The following is a 16959-nucleotide window of genomic DNA, read 5'->3' on the forward strand; positions in this document are numbered from 1 at the left end:
TTCACTGGCCCACGCGATGCAATGTCGGTGGCCCCTCGTACGGTGAGAACAGGCCGAAGAGCCATACGCCTTGTCGGAGAGTTCGTCCCGATCCCGGGACGACCGCGACAGCCTACAGGCGGCACCACGCGAGCATAAGGAGCACGTCATGCCATCACCCGCAGACCGCGAGAAGTCCCTCGAGACCGCACTCGCTCAGATCGACCGGCAGTTCGGAAAGGGCTCGGTCATGCGGCTCGGCAGTGACGAGCGCGCACCCGTCGCCGTGATTCCGACCGGATCGATCGCTCTCGACGTCGCTCTCGGCGTCGGCGGACTCCCGCGCGGCCGCATCGTGGAGATCTACGGACCCGAGTCCTCGGGTAAGACCACGCTCACGCTGCACGCGATCGCCAACGCCCAGCGCTCCGGCGGCATCGCGGCATTCATCGACGCGGAGCACGCGCTCGACCCCGACTACGCCGCCAAGCTCGGCGTCGACATCGACGCGCTGCTCGTCTCGCAGCCCGACACAGGTGAGCAGGCGCTCGAGATCGCCGACATGCTCGTGCGCTCCGGCGCGATCGACCTGATCGTGATCGACTCCGTCGCGGCCCTCGTGCCCCGCGCCGAGATCGAGGGCGAGATGGGAGACTCGCACGTCGGTCTCCAGGCCCGCCTGATGTCGCAGGCGCTCCGCAAGCTGACCGGTGGTCTCAACCAGACCAACACGACGATGATCTTCATCAACCAGCTGCGCGAGAAGATCGGTGTGTTCTTCGGATCGCCGGAGACCACCGCCGGTGGAAAGGCGCTGAAGTTCTACGCGTCTGTGCGCATGGACATCCGGCGCATCGAGACCCTCAAGGACGGCACCGACGCTGTCGGAAACCGCACCAGGGTCAAGGTCGTCAAGAACAAGATGGCCCCTCCCTTCAAGCAGGCGGAGTTCGACATCCTCTACGGCGTCGGCATCTCCCGCGAGGGCAGTCTCATCGACTTCGGCGTCGACCACGGGATCGTGAAGAAGTCGGGATCGTGGTACACCTACGACGGCGATCAGCTCGGACAGGGCAAGGAGAACGCCCGCACGTTCCTGATCAAGAACCCCGACATCGCTCTCACGATCGAGACGCAGATCAAGCAGAAGCTCGGGATCGGCGGACCGGCTGCTGCCGCTCCCGGCGACGAGCTCGCTGAGCGCCGCCCCGCGTAATAGCCATGCGGAGGCAGTTCGACGGCCGAGGAACCGAGGGCTCTGATGAGAACCGAGTGCTCTGATGACCGGAGTGGGCGATGACTGACCATGGGGGCGAGTCCGAGCGGCTCGCTCCCGTGACCCCGCTTTTCGGCGGCCGGCGCGGGACTTCGGGCTCGGATTCAGCGGGCGACCAGAACCACCGCACGGACGATCACAGGCCGTCTCGAAGCACTACGGCCACCGACCGTTCCGATGAGAAGCGGCGCGCAGCGGAATCCGTCGTGCCCCGGCGCACGGGGGACGCGGGACTCTGGCGGTCGACGTGGGATGGCAACGATCGCACGCACTCCGCGGGTGAAGAGGAATCAGGTGGCTCTCCGAGCGACCGTCATCCTGCGCGGGGTGCGGCAGGACGGACTCCCCGTCTGCGTCCGCTCAACGCCGTGCTCGATTTTTCGAGCGACGCATCCGAAGCGGGTGCAGCGGGTGCCCGGTCTCATCAGAGCGATGAGGAGACGCGCGCGGCAGCGGAGGAGCTGCTCGTGCGCAAGCTGCGATCACGATCACTGTCGGTATCCGAAGCTCGTCTCGTGCTGCGCGGTTTCGAGAGCGACGGACGACGTCTCGACGCGCATCAGATCGACGATGTCGTCTCGGAGTTCGAGCGACGCGGCTACCTCGACGATGCGCTTCTCGCCGAGCAACTCGTCACCGGGGGAGTGCAACGCAAGGGGCAGGGGCGCGTGGCTCTCACTCGCGCGCTCGCGCAGCGCGGGATCCCCCGCGAGGTCATCGACGCCGCTCTGGAAGAGCTGCCGGATGACGACGCGGAGCGCGCCCTCGAGTTCGCGCGGACCAAGGCGAGATCCCTGGCCAGGCTCGATGCCGACACGGCGCTCCGCCGACTCGTCGGGCAGCTTGCGCGACGCGGCTACAGCGGCGGGGTCGCCATGGTTGCGGCGAAGACCGCGCTGACGGAGGTCTCTGGTCGCGGCTCCGGCGGTGTGCGTTTCGTCGACTCGGACTGACTCACCGCGATCACGTGCTCGATGTCCGCGCGCGCTCACTCGAGCGCCGCGTGGTTCCTCTCGACACGCTCGTAGAATGGGTTCATCATGACTATCCCGCGCAGCGAGCCGACGATCATCTCCTCGTCGTCGGCGGCGATCGACCACGACGGCAGGCAGCGCTCCTACGAGGTGCGCACCTTCGGCTGTCAGATGAACGTGCACGACTCGGAGCGTCTCTCCGGTTCGCTCGAGAGCGCCGGTTATGTCCGGGCAGAGGCCGGCGGCGAAGCCGACGTCGTCATCATCAACACCTGCGCGGTGCGCGACAACGCAGCGGGCAAGCTGTACGGCACACTCGGACAGCTCGCTGCCGTGAAGCGGCGCAAGGAAGGCATGCAGATCGCCGTCGGCGGATGCCTCGCCCAGATGGACAAGCAGGCCGTGCTCGACAAGGCCCCCTGGGTCGACGTCGTCTTCGGCACGCACAACATGGGCTCGCTCCCCGGACTGCTGGAACGCGCGCGTCACAACGGAGAGGCGGAGCTGGAGATCCTCGAGTCACTCGAGATCTTCCCGTCCACGCTCCCGACCAAGCGCGACTCCGCGCACAGCGGGTGGGTGTCGATCTCCGTCGGCTGCAACAACACCTGCACGTTCTGCATCGTGCCCAGCCTGCGCGGCAAGGAGAAGGACCGCCGCCCCGGCGACATCCTGAACGAGATCCGACTGCTCGTCGAAGACGGCGCGATCGAGGTCACGCTGCTCGGACAGAACGTGAACTCCTACGGTGTCGAGTTCGGAGATCGACAGGCCTTCGGCAAACTGCTCCGTGCGACGGGCGAGATCGAGGGGCTCGAGCGCGTGCGCTTCACGAGCCCCCACCCCGCGGCCTTCACCGACGACGTGATCGACGCCATGGCGGAGACCCCGAACGTGATGCCCCAACTGCACATGCCCCTGCAGTCAGGCAGCGACCGCATCCTCAAGGCCATGCGGCGGTCCTACCGGAGCGAGAAGTTCCTCGGGATCCTCGAGCGCGTTCGCAACAGGATTCCGCACGCGGCGATCACCACCGACATCATCGTCGGATTCCCGGGCGAGACCGACGAGGACTTCGAAGACACCATGCGGGTGGTGGAGCAGTCGCGCTTCGCGAGTGCCTTCACCTTCCAGTACTCGATCCGCGAGGGCACCCCGGCCGCCACGATGGAAGACCAGGTTCCCAAGGCCGTCGTCCAGGAGCGCTACAACCGCCTGATCGCGCTGCAGGAGCGCATCTCCCTCGAGGAGAATCAGAAGCAGGTCGGCCGAGAGGTCGAGGTGCTGGTCTCGACGGGCGAGGGCAAGAAGGATGCCGAGACCCACCGCCTCACCGGTCGCGGGCAGGACAACCGCCTCGTGCACTTCGAGGTGACCCCCGGCTCCGATCTGCCGCGTCCGGGTGACGTCGTGACCGTGACCATCAGCCACGCCGCGCCGTTCCACCTGCTCGCCGACGATCCGACCGGCGCGCCCCTGCGCATCCGCCGAACGCGCGGAGGTGACGCGTGGGATCGCGCCCAGGCGGAGTCCTGCGCCGTACCGGCTCCGGCGGCGTCCGGCGGAGCACGAGCGGTATCGCTCGGCTTCCCCACGCTTCGCGTCGGCGTGTGACCCAAGACAACGACACCACGAGCCCGGGTGCTCCGAAGCTGTGGGCAATCGTCGGCGCGACAGGCACGGGGAAGAGCGATCTCGCCCTCGACCTCGCCGAGACTCTGCGTGCGCGAGGTAACCACGCGGAGATCATCAACGCCGATGCGATGCAGCTCTACCGAGGAATGGACATCGGCACGGCGAAGCTGACGGTCGACGAGCGTCGCGGCATCCCGCACCATCTCCTCGACGTGTGCGACGTTGACGAGGAAGCAGCCGTGGCCCGGTACCAGCCGCTGGCACGCGCTGCGGCGGTTGACATCCACTCCCGTGGCGGCGACGCGATCCTCGTCGGTGGATCCGGTCTGTACGTCTCGAGCGTCGTCTTCGACTTCGCGTTCCCGCCCCGTGACACCGCGGTCCGCGAGCGACTCCAACGAGAACTCGACGACAGCGGACTCGACGCGCTGCTCGCTCGGCTGCGGCGACTCGACCCCGCCACGGCGGATCGCATCGACGCCAAGAACGCGCGACGAGTGATGCGAGCCCTCGAGGTGCTCGAGCAGGGGAGTGAGACCCATGGGGCCGCACTCCCGTCGGAGCCTGCGCTCTGGCATCCCGACACCCGTATCGTCGGCTTGCACGTCGACAGGTCGCGCCTGGTCGAGCGCCTCGACGAGCGCGTGGAGCGGATGTGGCGAGCGGGTCTCGTCGAGGAAGTCGCCGGCCTCCGCTCGCGCGGGCTGGAGCGCGGCGTGACCGCTCGCCGAGCGATCGGGTATGCCCAAGCCCTCGCGCAACTCGACGGGCAGCTCTCCGAACGCGAGGCGATCGAGCAGACACAGGCGCTCACGCGTCGATACGCACGTCGACAGGTCTCCTGGTTCAAGCGGTACGCCGATCTCGAATGGCACCATGCGCCCATCGAGGCGCGATCGCTCCTCTCGGACTGACGGTGCCTGGCCTCGGAAGACGAATGTCCGACGCCCATGCGATCCTGTCGCTATGACCACCCACTTCTACACCGCGTCGAGCCTCGACGGCTTCATCGCGACCGACGATCACTCCCTCGACTGGCTGCTCTCGCAGGACATCGACCAGGACGGCCCGATGGCGTACCAGGAGTTCGAGCGGGGGATGGGCGCTCTCGCGATGGGCGCGTCGACCTATGAATGGGTGATGCGGCATGAGCAGGGCACGTGGGGGTATGCACAGCCGACGTGGGTGTTCACGCACCGCGACCTCGACCGGCCGGAGCAGGGCGACATCCGCTTCACTCAGGGCGACGTCGCGGCCGCGCACGCGGAGATGGTCGAGGCCGCCGGCGGGAAGGACGTCTGGGTGGTCGGCGGGGGAGACCTCGCGGGGCAGTTCGCCGACGCCGGGCTCCTCGACGAGGTGTGGGTGCAGTACGCCCCGGTGACACTCGGATCGGGCGCTCCGCTGCTTCCCCGTGCGCTCACCCTCGAGCTGATGGAGGTCGCCCGCAACCGCGCCTTCCTGTGCGGTCGCTACCGCGTGGTCAAGAACTGAGATCGCGCGATCCTAGACTCGGAGCATGGGCTGGAGCATCCGCGCGTTCGACCACCGAGACACCGAAGCGGTCGTCGCGCTCTGGGAGGAGGCCGGCCTCACCAGGCCCTGGAACGACCCGCGCCGAGACATCCAACGGAAGCTCCAGGTGCAGCCCGAGCTCTTCCTCGTCGCCGTCGACGACAGCGACAGCACTGATGGCACCGAGCCGCGCATCGTCGGCACGGTGATGGCGGGATACGACGGACACCGCGGATGGCTGTACTACCTCGCGACGGCGCTGAGCCACCGCAAGCGCGGCGTCGCCCGCGCCGTCGTCGATGAAGCCGAGCGGCTGCTCCTCGCCATGGGGTGCCCGAAGATCCAGCTCATGGTCCGCGAGGGCAACGAGTCTGTGCTGGCCTTCTACGACAGCCTCGGATACGAACGGTTCTCGGTGAGCACCACCGGCAAACGACTGATCGTCGACGCATAGGCGCGCTCCTTAGACTGGTGGCATGGTCGCATTCACCAAGGGGCACGGCACGGGCAACGACTTCGTCATCATCGCCGACCCCGACGGCACGCTCGATCTGAGCGCCGAGCAGGTCGCCGCGCTCTGCGACCGTCACTTCGGCATCGGTGCGGACGGCATCCTTCGCGTCGTGCGCACAGCGGCGATCCCGGAGGGGCGTGCCTCCCTCGACGAGGAACCGGCCGCCGAGTGGTTCATGGACTACCGCAACGCCGATGGCTCCCTCGCGGAGATGTGCGGGAACGGCATCCGCGTCTTCGCCCACTACCTGCTGCGGTCCGGCCTCGCGTCGCTCGAGCCCGGATCGACCCTTCCGATCGGCACCCGTGCGGGAGTCCGTGACATCACCCGCAGTGACACCGGATACCAGGTCGACCTGGGCGCGTGGCGACTCTCGGGCGACGACCCGCTCGTGAAAGCCGACGGCCTCGCCGTGACGCGTCCGGGACTCGGCATCGACGTCGGCAACCCTCATGTCGTCGTCGCTCTGGCGGAAGACGCCGAGCTCGCCTCCCTCGAACTTCACCGCGCGCCCGAACTCGACCCCGCGCCGCCGCACGGTGCGAACGTCGAGTTCGTCGTCCCCGCCGAGCCACTCGTGCGCGACGGGGTGGGTCACGTACGAATGCGCGTATCGGAGCGCGGTGTCGGCGAGACGCTGAGCTGCGGCACGGGGGTCGCGGCGACCGCGCTGGCGGTCCGGCATTGGGCAGGCGCACAGGCGCCGGATCACTGGCGGGTCGAGGTGCCCGGTGGCGTCCTGGGGGTGCGGATGTTCCCCGCCGAAGACGGCGAGCACGTCGGTCTGTCCGGACCGGCGCAGCTCGTGTTCAGCGGCGAGGTCGAGCTGATCTGACCCGCCGCGTGCGTCGTGGGCGGATCAGTCCTCGGCGAGGGGTAGGGCGATGGGCTCCGTGGGCGGAGTCCCGTGCTTGCGCACCTTGAGCACTCGATACCCCTTCGCCGTGGCGGTGCGGTACACACTGAACCCGGGGTAGAAGGTGGCCCCGATCCAGCGCTGGAGCGAGTCCGCGCCCAGGTTGCGCTGCACGACGAGCCACGCGTCGCTGCGCTCGTCGAGGCGTGGGATCCACTTCTCCAGCAGCCCGTGCAGCTCGTTCTTCCCCACGCGGATCGGCGGGTTCGACCGGATGGAGCGGAACATCACGTCGCCGGGAACATCTTCAGGGCGGCGGGCGTTGACATTGGTGAGGCCGAGAGCCGCTGCGTTGCGGCGGACCAGGTCGAGGGCACGTTCGTTGACGTCGACCGCCCAGACGGTCGCGTGAGGCGAGGCGAGCGCCATCGACAGGGAGATCGGACCCCAGCCGCTGCCGAGGTCGAGAAGGTGACCTCCCGGCGGCACCGGGGGCATGTTGGCGAGCAGGACCGCAGTTCCGGCGTCCAGCCGATCCGGGCTGAAGACGCCACCCGCTGTGGTGACGTCCAGCTCGCGGCCTGCGAGCGATACACGGATCGTGCGCAGGTTCTCGGGACTCGCCGGGGCCGCAGTGAAGTAATGGTCGGACCCCATACCGTGAGCGTAGCGGACAGCGCGGGCTAAGGTTAAGGCTCGCAATCAAACCCAGAGAACAGGGACGGATGACGGATACCACGACACACTCGACCGGCGACGACGCGCTCGACCGCGTGCTCACGAACGCCGAACGGCGTACTGAGCCGCGGGTCTTCGGAGCAGCGCAGGCGCTGCAGGACCGTGAGACGGCCGCGCACGCGACGTCGGACGGCGATCAGTGGGATCTCGAGGACCGCCACGCGCTTCGTCGCGTCGCCGGACTCTCCACGGAGCTCGAGGACGTCACCGAGGTCGAGTACCGTCAGCTCCGGCTCGAGAACGTCGTCCTCGCAGGCGTGTACCCGCAGGGCGCACAGGAGGATGCCGAGAACTCGCTGCGCGAACTCGCGGCACTCGCAGAGACCGCCGGCGCCGTCGTGCTCGACGGTGTGCTGCAGCGTCGCCCGCATCCCGACGCCGCCACCTATCTCGGGCGTGGCAAGGCACAGGAGCTCAAGGACATCGTCGCCGCGGTCGGCGCCGACACCGTCATCGCCGACACGGAACTCGCGCCCAGCCAGCGTCGCGCGCTCGAGGACGTCGTGAAGGTCAAGGTCATCGACCGCACGACCGTCATTCTCGACATCTTCAGCCAGCACGCGAAGAGCCGCGAGGGCAAGGCTCAGGTCGAGCTCGCCCAGCTCGAGTACCTGCTCCCGCGGCTCCGCGGATGGGGTGAGTCCATGAGCCGTCAGGCCGGTGGACAGGTCGGCGCCGGCGGCGCGGGCATGGGCTCCCGCGGACCGGGTGAGACGAAGATCGAGCTCGACCGCCGCCGCATCCGCACCAAGATGGCTCTGCTGCGCCGCCAGATCCGCGACTTCGGTCCCGCTCGTGAGGCCAAGCGCGCCGAGCGCAAGCGCAACACGATCCCGTCCGTCGCGATCGCCGGGTACACGAACGCCGGCAAGTCGAGCCTCCTGAACGCGCTCACGAGCGCGGGCGTGCTCGTCGAGAATGCACTGTTCGCGACCCTCGACGCGACGGTGCGCCGGTCCGAGACGTCCGACGGTCGCGTGTACACGCTGACCGACACCGTCGGCTTCGTGCGCAACCTGCCGCACCAGCTGGTCGAGGCCTTCCGGTCGACGCTGGAGGAGGTGGGCGACGCCGACGTCGTGCTGCACGTGGTCGACGGTTCGCACCCCGATCCCGCGGGTCAGCTGCAGACGGTGCGAGACGTGATGGGCGATGTCGGGGTCAGGGACCTGCCCGAGCTGGTCGTCTTCAACAAGGCGGACCTCATCGCGCCGGACGAGCGCCTCGTGCTGCGGGGACTCGAGCCGAAGGCGCACTTCGTGTCGTCGCGGTCGGGCGAGGGCATCGACGAACTGCGCGCGGCCATCGAAGAGGCTCTGCCGAAGCCCGCGGTCGAGGTGCACGCGGTCGTCCCGTACGACCGCGGTGACCTCGTCGCTGCGATCCACGAGACGGGAATGCTGCTCTCGGTCGAGCACCGAGAGGACGGAACCCTCGTGCACGCGCGGGTGTCGGAGCGGCTCGCGGCCGACCTGGAGCCCTTCGCGGTCGACGTCTGACCATCAGGCAGGCCAGGGCAGAGGGTCAGCGTGCCAGGAATCGCGCCTCGACCGTCGCCGAGATGACGATGTCCTCGGGCTCGTACTCCATCGTCGGCGTGGCGTCGGCGGCGAAGGCGGCGCCTCGGGCAGCTTTCATCATCATCGGGGGCGTCGGCGAGGCCTGCCCGCTCGAGATGAGGCCGACGTCGGCGATCTCACGGGGCGTGACCTCGACCAGCCCCAGTGCGCCGGCGTAGGCCTCCGCGCGCGTCACAGCGACGCTGACGGCCTCGGCGGCAACGGTGCGCTCAGTCTCCGCGCGGGTCCCGGGCGTGAGGTGCCAGTCCACCCAACCGAGCTCGACACCGTCCCAGGGTGAGACCTCGGAGACCCATTCCGACAGGTCAGACGCCTCTGTGAACGTGGCGGTGAGGTCGACGCTCGCGTAGTACACCGGAGCGAGGCGCTTGCCCTCCGTGTTCCAGGGGCGCTCGGCCCGCACGGAGAGCCGCTTGCTCGTCCAGTCGACCACCGCTCCGGCATCCGCCCGGCTCGTGATCGAGTCGCGCACGGGGTCGGTGAGCCGCATCACACGGTCGACGACGGCTGCGCGATCCGGGCCATCTGCGCGCACGCTGACCTGGATGGTCGCTCGTTCGGGTGCGATGCGCGTCTCGTGTTCTCCGCGGACCGTGATGGTGACTTCGCTCATGACCGCGACTCTACGCCAGCGGTCGGAGAGGGGTGGAATGGCAGAGACCGCTTCGACGTTGTAGTCTGTGATGCTAGGGGACTTCGCTTCCCGAGATGAAAAATCCACAGAGTGACAGCGGCTCCTTCGAGAGAAGGACCACGGGGCTGATCGGTTTCGACAGCGCCTGTGAATCCACGAGAAGCGGGCCGAGGATGCAGAGTTATCTCGTAAACGCTCTCTGCAAAACAATAGTTGCCGAAACCAAGCGCAACGACTTCGCCCTCGCTGCCTAAGCGAGCCCGATAGTCCGTCAGACCATGTGTGATTCCGGCATGGATTCTGGCGTCATCTAGGAATCTTGCTGCGTGACGGCGTCTGGACGTCACGTGGGACTCTTCCCAGGCTGGGCTCGTCGACTTGGGTGTCTGTGACAAAGGTCGGAGCCGAGCAGAACGCTTCCACAGACTGCGCCCGGAGAAGGCGTGGAGACTCAGCGTTGGACGGGGGTTCGATTCCCCCCAGCTCCACCAGGTCGCTGTCACAGACGAAGCCCCGTCACCGCATCCGCGGCGGCGGGGCTTCGTCGTATCCGGAGGCTGCGCAGCGTGCCCCGGGGTCAGCGGGAGCCGTCGAGGGCGTCGAGAGCGCTGCGCGCCGCTACGACGGCATCCTCGGCCCGGTCCGCGGCCTGCGACGCCTCTGCGCGCCGCTCGCTCGCGTCTGCGGCATCAGTCTCGGCGTGTTTCGCCTCCCTGCGGGCGCGGTCGAGTTCTTTCTCGACCTCGGCCACTCGCGAGATGAGGTCGTCGAGTCGGCCAGCGGCTTCCTCCGCGACGCGTTCGGCCTTGGCGGCATCGCGCGCAGCCCGCTCGTGGGCCTGCTCCGCCTCGCGCAGCGCGCGCTCAGCGTCACGCCGTGCGCGGCGGGCTTTCAACTCGTCGGGCGGCGCCGGCGGTTCGACCGGCGCGGATGGGGCGCTGCCGCCGACGATCGTGTCCATGGCGTCGGCGAACGTCCCGGTGGGCTCGAGCTCCCGCACCAGCCGCCCCGACGCCACAGCGGCCGCGGCATCCGGGTCGAAGAACGCCGCGGAGATCGTCTGCTGCACGGCATCCCTCGTCGACGGCGTGACCCGCTCGCCTCTCGACTCCGCGAGATCCGCCGCGGCCGCGGCCAGCCGAGCGGTGAGCGCGCGGCGATCGCGTCCGAGCTGTGCGAGCGCTTTCGCGTCGAGGTCCTCCTGCGCCTCGCGCAGCTCCGCCGCGAGCTGCAGGGCTTCGCCGAGCTGGGACGCGCGCTCGCGCGCGAAGACGTTGACGACCCAGGCCGCGACCGACGGCTTTCGCAGCGCGCGGATGCCGGCCGCCAGCGCCTTGTCCGACGTATCGGCGGCTCGGGCGTTGCGTGCGGCGATGAAGTCGCCGAGCGGCCGGGTGTAGAGCTCGGCGGCGATCTCGGAGAGGGAGGATGCCGCGCTCATGCGAGCGAGGTTACACCGCAGCGCCCGCCGCGGACTCGCCCACCTTCTCGATGGCCGCGGTCTCGGCCGGCTCGGGAACGAGGTACATCCCGGTCGGAGTGTTCGCCGTGTAGGCGAGAGCCTCTACCCAGGCACGGTTCACGGCGGGGGACCGGCTGCCGAAGTACTTGAAGACGATCGAGCTGCCGGAGTGGATCCAGACCGTCGTTCGGCCGCCGCCGACGCTGGAGTCCTCCCGCCACGAGAAGGGGAACGGCTCGCCACGGCGGAGCTTCGCGGTCATCACCAGCTGGATGTGGGTGAGGGCGCGATCCTCGATCTCGACCTTCGGGCCGCCTTCGTAGATGAACTTGCCCATCGCCGCTCCTTCTGCTCGGTCACCACGGGAGCCCGCGTCACAAGGCGCGATCGGGTGATCGCTGAGTGGAGATGCTCTCACTCTCACACGCCGAGGAGCCGCTGGTATACCCGCGGCGGGGAAGGCGCGCTTCCTCTTCGCCCGGTGTAATCACCGGTGCGCGGAATGTGCTCTTCAGCCGGCCCAGTCGATGAGGATGAGTCCCTGGCGGGTATCGGCGAACTTCACCCATCCGTCACCGAACAGGTACGTCATGCCGTAGCCGTCTTCGTCCGTGCCCATCGAGAACTGCGGGTTCTCGGTCAGATAGATGCCGTCCGCGCCGTCTTCTCGGGTCCACCCCTCACCGAGCAGCGCGGTCTGCGCGCGCGACGCATCGTCGGGAGTGATCTCGGACCATCCGTACAGCTGGCCGTGGTCGGATGCGACGCTGTAGTCCGCCCAGAAGCACAGCAGACCGTCGGGGAGCGGCACGTCGCCGATCACGAACTCCTTCTCCTCGAACGTCCACCCCTGCGAGGTGAGGGCGTCGACGGTGCCCGGCGAGATGATCGTGTCGCAGGCCGGTTCCGCAGCGTCAGCGGTCGGGGTCGGCGACGACGCGGGCTCGGGCGTCGCACTCGGCGTCGGCTTCGGCGCGTCGGGCGTCGGTGAGGCCTGCGAGTCGGGCGTCGCTCCGCAAGCAGTGAGGGCGAGGGCGAGGACGAGAGTGCCGAACGCGGCGGCGGGGGTGCGGGGCTTCATCGCTGGCTTCCGGATCAGTCGTGAAAGAGCTCGAGGAACGCGTCGTGGAGGACGCCGTTGGTGGCGAGTGTCGACAGGTCCGAGATCGTCTCCGCGCCGTCGAAGCCGGTCATGCGTCCGCCGGCTTCGCGCACGATCGGCACGGCCGCCGCGATGTCGTACTCCTTCACGTCGAACTCGGCGACCATGTCGATGCGGCCCTCGGCGAGGAGCATGTAGGCGTAGATGTCGCCGTAAGCGCGGTCGCGCCACACACGGTCGGCGAGGCGGAGGAGCTGGTCACGGTGGCCCGAGCGCGTCCACTGGGCGATGCTCTGGAAGCTCACGCTCGCGTCATCGAGCGAGTCGACCGTCGACACCTCGATGCGCCGGGGGTCGTGATCGGTCGCGGTCCACGCGCCGAGGCCCGCAGCGCCCCACCAGCGTCGTCCGAGTGCCGGCATGCTCACCACTCCGACCTGCGGCACGCCGTCGATCGCGAGGGCGATCATGGTGCCCCAGAGCGGGACGCCCCGGAGGAAGTTCGCGGTGCCGTCGATCGGGTCGATGATCCACTGGCGGTGGGTGTCGCCCTCGGCGCCGAACTCCTCGCCGAAGACCCCGTCGTCCGGACGCTCGGCGGAGAGGACGTCGCGGATGGCCCGCTCGGTGGCGAGATCGGCATCCGTCACGTGCGAGCTGTCCGCCTTCCTCGACACCTGCAGGTCGGCGGAGTCGAAGCGGGGCAAGGACTGCGCGTCGGCGGCGTCGGCCAACCGGAGTGCGAGCTCGAGGTCGCGGGACAGGTCGGCGGCAGCGGGGGAGGCGGTCACGCCTCAAGGATAACCGGCGACGTTTCCGGGCGAGCGGCAGCGCCGACATGCGGCGACACGCGCGGGGTCGATGCGCCCCGGCTTCGATTTCGCCCAGCGCTCGTCGGCTGGTAATGTAATTCCTCGGCCGGGGAATCACCCGGGCCACGCACCTCTAGCTCAATCGGCAGAGCAACTGACTCTTAATCAGTGGGTTCAGGGTTCAAGTCCCTGGGGGTGCACCATTCCAGCCCCTCGATCATCCGGTCGAGGGGCTGTTTCGTTGCTGCAGCCCAGAGCGCGAACTGCGTCACGCTCGGCTCGCCCTCGCCGTTCTCCCAGCGCGAGATGGTCGCGGAGCCGACTCCGATCATCGGCGCGATCGCGCGGACGCTGAGCCCCGCCATGCGTCGCGTCTCGATGAGGCGTCCCCGGACTGTGGTCGTGTTCGACTGCAGCATTGTCATGTTTGCACTATACCGGCGCGTGCGACCCGAATTCGAGACACGCCGGTAGGAATGCGGATCATCTGCCTCGCTGCCCCCTTGCATGGGTGTCGTGTCCCGAATACGGGACGAATGACCCGAATCAAGGAGCAGGGCAATGGCTGGCAGCTGGCACCAGATGGTACTCGATGAGGCGAAGCGGGAGGCACAGGCGCTCGCTGACCAGGCGCGTCGCGCTGTGGCAGAGCATCGGGAGAACGGCGACACGCAGGTGTATCAGGACGCGCTGATCGCCCTCACGGCCCGCATCCGGGCGCTGCCGACCGAGCTCGCCCCGTACGTCATCGCCGATCTGTGCGGCATCATCGCCTGGCGGCAGTCGTGACCGAGGCGGGCACGCTCGTCCGCGAGCGCATGGCCTGGGAGCGTGACTTCACCCAGATCCCGAACCTCTACGCGCGCGACAAGGATCTCAGCTGGGTCGCTCGCGGCATCCTGATCTGGCTCATGACGCACGACGCTGGCTATCAGGTGACCATGGGTGCGATCGAGGCCGCCAGCTGGAAGGAAGGCCGCGAGGCGGTGCGCTCAGCGGTCGCCGAGCTCGAAAAGGCCGGCTACCTCCACCGCCAGCAGAAGCGCGGCAAGGGCGGCCGTCTGGCGGGCTACGTGTTCCACCTGCGCGACCCGTTCCAGCTGCCCGTCGTGGGTGCCCCTCAGCTGCCGATCCCCGGCCTGCAGGCTGTGGATAACGCCCGCTCCACCGGCGACGGGTTCCCGTCATCTGGTGCTGTGGATAACTCCACCGGCAGACGGGTTGCCGTCGACGGTAAGCCGTCCACCAAGAAGAACACCAAGTTAAGAACATCAAAAGACCCAGCAGCACCACAGCAGGCGCAGGGAGCGCCTGTGGACAACTTCGGCACCGTCCGATGGGCGGATGACGAGTGCCCTGCAGCGTGGCGCTCACCGGCCCTGCACGAGCTCGGACCCAAGTCGCATGCGTGCATCCACTGCGGCGCACGCCCGATCGTCAGGAGCGTCGGCTGATGTTCGACCACATCGACCCTGCAGTCGCGATCCCGCTCGCGATCGTGCTCTGGATCTCCGCTGGCATCCTCTGGGATCGCGATCGGAGGCGAGCACGATGAGCGCCGGCATCCCCGTCCTGATCCACCTGGACGCGCACACCTTCCGCGTCATCGAGGCCACCGCGAAGGCGAAGGGCGTGAGCATGCGCACGCTCATCGAGGTCGGCTTGCAGCGCAGCATCCAGCACCGCCCGCAGCACCCCGCCCGTGGTCACGTCCACGCAGCGGCGCGCCAAGACGGTACTCGCGGCTACCACCGGCTGAATGACGCCGACTGGACGGAGCTCAAGCGACTGCGGGCGCTCGGCTGGACTGTGGCTGAGCTCGCCACCCGCTACGGCTGCTCGTCGAGCTCGATCTACAGCAGGGCACGGAACGAGCGATGAACCTCCCGCAGGGTCCCGGCACGTACGCCGACCCCGACGCCAAGCCCGAGCGCTGGGGCGGACGCAAGGCGCAGCAGTTCACCGAGCTCACGCTGCTCACGTACGGCGACCTGTGCATCAACTGCGGCCTGCCCGGCTCCACGTCAGCCGACCACATCATCCCCCGAGCGAACGGGGGAGCGGTCTACGACATCGACAACCTCGGCCCATCCCACGGCCGCTGCAACTACTCGCGAGGCAAGAAGCCCCTGCGACCCGTCGACGTGCCGGTCGAGTCCGGCCTGTCGCACTTCACCCACTGAGAGGAACCACCATGACCGCACGCAACGTCAGCATGAGCACCGCCCGCATCGCATCGGAGATCTGGCAGCGGCGGTGCGAGGCGCACGAGAAACACGGCGAGAACAGCATCGAGGCCATTGACTCGACCGACCCGCGCTGGCGGCGCAGCAGTGACCTGGACCGGCTTCACCTACGCGACGCAGCGCGACCCGTCGCGGCCGACGCGCGGCGCGAAGATCGCCGAGCTCGCGCGCATGCTCGGCTGGGAACCGATGCCGTGGCAGCAGCACGTCTGGGACGTCGCCACCGAGCTCGACGACCGCGGCAACTACGTCTACGAGAAGGTGTTCGTCACCGTGCCGCGCCAGTCCGGCAAGACCACGCTGTTCGGCCCCGTCGAACTCCAGCGCGCCGTCGAGTTCCCCGGCAGCAAGGTCTACTTCACCGCGCAGACCGGCGACGACGCCCGCACGCTGCTCAAGACGCTGATCTCGCGCGTCGAGCAGAGCCCGCTCAAGCGATTCTTCGACGGCAAGCGCAGCGCCGCGCAGACCGGCATGGTCACGCCGCGGGGCTCGGAGATCTGGGCGTTCCCGCCGAAGCCCGAGAAGATCCACGGCAAGACTCCCGTGCTCGTCGGAATCGACGAGATCTGGACCCTCGACGACGTCCAGAGCAAGGGGCTCATCACGGACGGCATCGAGCCGGCGCAGCGCACGCTGTTCGGCAAGCGGCAGCTGTGGTACCTCTCGACCGCCGGCACCGCCGAATCGACGTTCATGAAACGACAGGTCGAGCGCGGCCGGCGCAGCGTCCTCAACCCCGGCACCGATCCCCGGTTCGCGTACTTCGAGGCCAGCCTGCCCGACGACGCCGACCCGTACGACCGCGAGGCCTTCGCCGCGTTCCACCCCGCGATCGGCTACACCCAAGACGTCGATGATCTGTTCGCGCTCGTCGACGGCTCCGCCCCGCCAGAGGAACAGGTCGACCACTCGACCTGGCTTCGCGCCTACTGCAACCGCTGGACTGAGAGCAAGACGGTCCTGATCCCCGACTTCGCCGAGCTCGCCGACGACACGATCGGCGCTGCCTGGTCCGACGTCGCTATCGCCTGGGAGGTCTGGGTCGACGACGACACGAAGGCTGCAGCCGGCGCGATCGTCGCATCGTGGCGCGACGCGCTCGACAACCCCGTCACCCGCGTCGTGCATGCCGCGCCCGGCACACAGTGGATGGTCGACTTGCTCGTGAAGATCCACGGCTACAAGCCGGCCGCGTTCGGTGCCGACAACGGCGGATCGACGCGACGGATCACAGACGAGGTGCTCCGCCGGCTCACCGGCGACGACCTCGACCCCGACGAGCTCGAGCCGAAGCTGCGCACGCTCAACGGCATCGAGCGCAGCGTCGCCGACGAGACCTGGCTGACCGCCGCGCGCGACGAGCAGACGCTGATCCACGACGGCTCGAAGACTCTCAGCAACGGCGTCGCGCACCTGGTCTACAAGCGCACCGGCGAGATCCACAAGTTCTCGCGCTCGCACTCCACCGGCCCCGTCGCCGGCCCCATCGCCTCAGCCGTCGCGCTGTGGCTCTACGACCACCGCGACGCCGCCACACGGGCACCCGTCACGAGCTACTGAGGAACCGCCATGACGATCTCACTCGACTCCACGCCACACAGCACCGTCGTGATCTGCTCGCTCTGTGGGTGCC

General features: G+C 68.5%; 20 protein-coding genes, 1 tRNA gene and 1 other RNA gene. 15 read left to right on the forward strand and 7 right to left on the reverse strand.

The window, feature by feature from the left end; translation table 11 throughout:
- The first annotated feature begins 148 nt into the window (after positions 1 to 148).
- The 7 genes from recA to dapF all read left to right on the forward strand — a co-directional run bounded on the left by recA (position 149) and on the right by dapF (position 6728).
- The gene (gene recA, locus RAC81_RS01405; protein ID WP_096715854.1) at positions 149 to 1195 is read left to right on the forward strand and encodes a recombinase RecA; all 1047 of its coding nucleotides are present in this window, start codon (positions 149 to 151) and stop codon (positions 1193 to 1195) included.
- Between the two features lie 428 nt (positions 1196 to 1623).
- Positions 1624 to 2208 (forward strand): regulatory protein RecX, encoded by a 585-nt coding sequence (locus RAC81_RS01410; protein WP_375080655.1) that lies wholly within the window; start codon positions 1624 to 1626, stop codon positions 2206 to 2208.
- A gap of 87 nt (positions 2209 to 2295) precedes the next feature.
- Positions 2296 to 3843, forward strand: a complete 1548-nt coding sequence (miaB, locus tag RAC81_RS01415) for a tRNA (N6-isopentenyl adenosine(37)-C2)-methylthiotransferase MiaB (RefSeq protein WP_375080656.1) — start codon at positions 2296 to 2298, stop codon at positions 3841 to 3843.
- Complete coding sequence (gene miaA / locus RAC81_RS01420; RefSeq protein ID WP_375080657.1) at positions 3840 to 4778, forward strand: tRNA (adenosine(37)-N6)-dimethylallyltransferase MiaA; 939 nt, start codon at positions 3840 to 3842, stop codon at positions 4776 to 4778. Before miaB ends, miaA begins: the two co-directional genes overlap by 4 nt.
- A 52-nt stretch (positions 4779 to 4830) precedes the next feature.
- Positions 4831 to 5358, forward strand: coding sequence for a dihydrofolate reductase family protein (locus RAC81_RS01425; RefSeq protein WP_375080658.1), 528 nt, complete (start codon positions 4831 to 4833; stop codon positions 5356 to 5358).
- Positions 5359 to 5383: 25 nt separating this feature from the next.
- Entirely contained in the window at positions 5384 to 5833 is a 450-nt protein-coding gene (locus RAC81_RS01430) for a GNAT family acetyltransferase (protein WP_375080660.1), read from the forward strand.
- A 22-nt stretch (positions 5834 to 5855) separates the two neighbouring features.
- Positions 5856 to 6728 carry a diaminopimelate epimerase gene (gene dapF / locus RAC81_RS01435; protein WP_375080661.1) on the forward strand — a complete coding sequence of 291 codons (873 nt, stop codon included), beginning with the start codon at positions 5856 to 5858 and terminating at the stop codon, positions 6726 to 6728.
- A 24-nt stretch (positions 6729 to 6752) separates the two neighbouring features.
- Here the strand turns inward: dapF and RAC81_RS01440 are convergent, their stop codons facing one another.
- Positions 6753 to 7406, reverse strand: coding sequence for a class I SAM-dependent methyltransferase (locus RAC81_RS01440; RefSeq protein ID WP_375080662.1), 654 nt, complete (start codon positions 7404 to 7406; stop codon positions 6753 to 6755).
- 68 nt (positions 7407 to 7474) lie between these two features.
- Between RAC81_RS01440 and hflX the strand changes: the two genes are divergently transcribed.
- The gene (hflX, locus tag RAC81_RS01445; protein ID WP_375080663.1) at positions 7475 to 8986 is read left to right on the forward strand and encodes a GTPase HflX; all 1512 of its coding nucleotides are present in this window, start codon (positions 7475 to 7477) and stop codon (positions 8984 to 8986) included.
- A 25-nt stretch (positions 8987 to 9011) separates the two neighbouring features.
- Here the strand turns inward: hflX and RAC81_RS01450 are convergent, their stop codons facing one another.
- Positions 9012 to 9680, reverse strand: coding sequence for an SIMPL domain-containing protein (locus tag RAC81_RS01450; protein WP_375080664.1), 669 nt, complete (start codon positions 9678 to 9680; stop codon positions 9012 to 9014).
- Positions 9681 to 9822: 142 nt separating this feature from the next.
- Here RAC81_RS01450 and ssrA point away from each other — a divergent pair.
- Positions 9823 to 10192, forward strand: a transfer-messenger RNA (tmRNA) gene (gene ssrA, locus RAC81_RS01455).
- Between the two features lie 86 nt (positions 10193 to 10278).
- Here the strand turns inward: ssrA and RAC81_RS01460 are convergent.
- The 4 genes from RAC81_RS01460 to hisN all read right to left on the reverse strand — a co-directional run bounded on the left by RAC81_RS01460 (position 10279) and on the right by hisN (position 13056).
- Positions 10279 to 11142, reverse strand: a complete 864-nt coding sequence (locus RAC81_RS01460) for a transposase (RefSeq protein ID WP_375080666.1) — start codon at positions 11140 to 11142, stop codon at positions 10279 to 10281.
- A 10-nt stretch (positions 11143 to 11152) separates the two neighbouring features.
- Positions 11153 to 11500: an ATP-dependent DNA ligase gene (locus RAC81_RS01465; protein ID WP_375080667.1), complete on the reverse strand. Its 348-nt coding sequence runs from the start codon at positions 11498 to 11500 to the stop codon at positions 11153 to 11155.
- A 174-nt stretch (positions 11501 to 11674) separates the two neighbouring features.
- Entirely contained in the window at positions 11675 to 12244 is a 570-nt protein-coding gene (locus RAC81_RS01470; RefSeq protein WP_375080668.1) for a hypothetical protein, read from the reverse strand.
- 14 nt (positions 12245 to 12258) lie between these two features.
- The gene (gene hisN / locus RAC81_RS01475) at positions 12259 to 13056 is read right to left on the reverse strand and encodes a histidinol-phosphatase (RefSeq protein ID WP_375080669.1); all 798 of its coding nucleotides are present in this window, start codon (positions 13054 to 13056) and stop codon (positions 12259 to 12261) included.
- Between the two features lie 148 nt (positions 13057 to 13204).
- Between hisN and RAC81_RS01480 the strand changes: the two genes are divergently transcribed.
- Positions 13205 to 13280: transfer RNA gene (locus RAC81_RS01480), tRNA-Lys, on the forward strand.
- Here the strand turns inward: RAC81_RS01480 and RAC81_RS01485 are convergent.
- Positions 13239 to 13586, reverse strand: coding sequence for a helix-turn-helix domain-containing protein (locus RAC81_RS01485; protein WP_375080984.1), 348 nt, complete (start codon positions 13584 to 13586; stop codon positions 13239 to 13241). The genes RAC81_RS01480 and RAC81_RS01485 overlap by 42 nt on opposite strands.
- A gap of 52 nt (positions 13587 to 13638) precedes the next feature.
- Here RAC81_RS01485 and RAC81_RS01490 point away from each other — a divergent pair, with 52 nt between their 5' ends.
- From RAC81_RS01490 to RAC81_RS01510, 5 genes are all read left to right on the forward strand, one after another.
- The gene (locus RAC81_RS01490; protein ID WP_375080670.1) at positions 13639 to 13866 is read left to right on the forward strand and encodes a hypothetical protein; all 228 of its coding nucleotides are present in this window, start codon (positions 13639 to 13641) and stop codon (positions 13864 to 13866) included.
- Positions 13863 to 14531 (forward strand): hypothetical protein, encoded by a 669-nt coding sequence (locus tag RAC81_RS01495; protein ID WP_375080672.1) that lies wholly within the window; start codon positions 13863 to 13865, stop codon positions 14529 to 14531. Before RAC81_RS01490 ends, RAC81_RS01495 begins: the two co-directional genes overlap by 4 nt.
- A gap of 97 nt (positions 14532 to 14628) precedes the next feature.
- Entirely contained in the window at positions 14629 to 14958 is a 330-nt protein-coding gene (locus RAC81_RS01500) for a hypothetical protein (RefSeq protein ID WP_375080674.1), read from the forward strand.
- Positions 14955 to 15260: an HNH endonuclease gene (locus tag RAC81_RS01505; RefSeq protein WP_375080675.1), complete on the forward strand. Its 306-nt coding sequence runs from the start codon at positions 14955 to 14957 to the stop codon at positions 15258 to 15260. The genes RAC81_RS01500 and RAC81_RS01505 overlap by 4 nt, the downstream gene beginning before the upstream one ends.
- A gap of 150 nt (positions 15261 to 15410) precedes the next feature.
- Entirely contained in the window at positions 15411 to 16886 is a 1476-nt protein-coding gene (locus RAC81_RS01510; protein WP_375080676.1) for a terminase large subunit domain-containing protein, read from the forward strand.
- Positions 16887 to 16959: the final 73 nt, after the last annotated feature.

This window comes from Microbacterium sp. CR_7, assembly GCF_041954755.1.
GTDB lineage: Bacteria > Actinomycetota > Actinomycetes > Actinomycetales > Microbacteriaceae > Microbacterium.

Coding starts and splice junctions, on each gene's coding strand:
- recA (WP_096715854.1), top strand. CDS start 149: ATGCCATCACCCGCAGACCGCGAGAAGTCCCTCGAGACCGCACTCGCT.
- RAC81_RS01440 (WP_375080662.1), bottom strand. CDS start 7,406: ATGGGGTCCGACCATTACTTCACTGCGGCCCCGGCGAGTCCCGAGAAC.
- RAC81_RS01505 (WP_375080675.1), top strand. CDS start 14,955: ATGAACCTCCCGCAGGGTCCCGGCACGTACGCCGACCCCGACGCCAAG.
- RAC81_RS01485 (WP_375080984.1), bottom strand. CDS start 13,586: ATGCAAGGGGGCAGCGAGGCAGATGATCCGCATTCCTACCGGCGTGTC.
- RAC81_RS01460 (WP_375080666.1), bottom strand. CDS start 11,142: ATGAGCGCGGCATCCTCCCTCTCCGAGATCGCCGCCGAGCTCTACACC.
- RAC81_RS01490 (WP_375080670.1), top strand. CDS start 13,639: ATGGCTGGCAGCTGGCACCAGATGGTACTCGATGAGGCGAAGCGGGAG.
- RAC81_RS01450 (WP_375080664.1), bottom strand. CDS start 9,680: ATGAGCGAAGTCACCATCACGGTCCGCGGAGAACACGAGACGCGCATC.
- RAC81_RS01500 (WP_375080674.1), top strand. CDS start 14,629: ATGAGCGCCGGCATCCCCGTCCTGATCCACCTGGACGCGCACACCTTC.
- RAC81_RS01430 (WP_375080660.1), top strand. CDS start 5,384: ATGGGCTGGAGCATCCGCGCGTTCGACCACCGAGACACCGAAGCGGTC.
- dapF (WP_375080661.1), top strand. CDS start 5,856: ATGGTCGCATTCACCAAGGGGCACGGCACGGGCAACGACTTCGTCATC.
- hflX (WP_375080663.1), top strand. CDS start 7,475: ATGACGGATACCACGACACACTCGACCGGCGACGACGCGCTCGACCGC.
- RAC81_RS01470 (WP_375080668.1), bottom strand. CDS start 12,244: ATGAAGCCCCGCACCCCCGCCGCCGCGTTCGGCACTCTCGTCCTCGCC.
- RAC81_RS01425 (WP_375080658.1), top strand. CDS start 4,831: ATGACCACCCACTTCTACACCGCGTCGAGCCTCGACGGCTTCATCGCG.
- RAC81_RS01465 (WP_375080667.1), bottom strand. CDS start 11,500: ATGGGCAAGTTCATCTACGAAGGCGGCCCGAAGGTCGAGATCGAGGAT.
- miaB (WP_375080656.1), top strand. CDS start 2,296: ATGACTATCCCGCGCAGCGAGCCGACGATCATCTCCTCGTCGTCGGCG.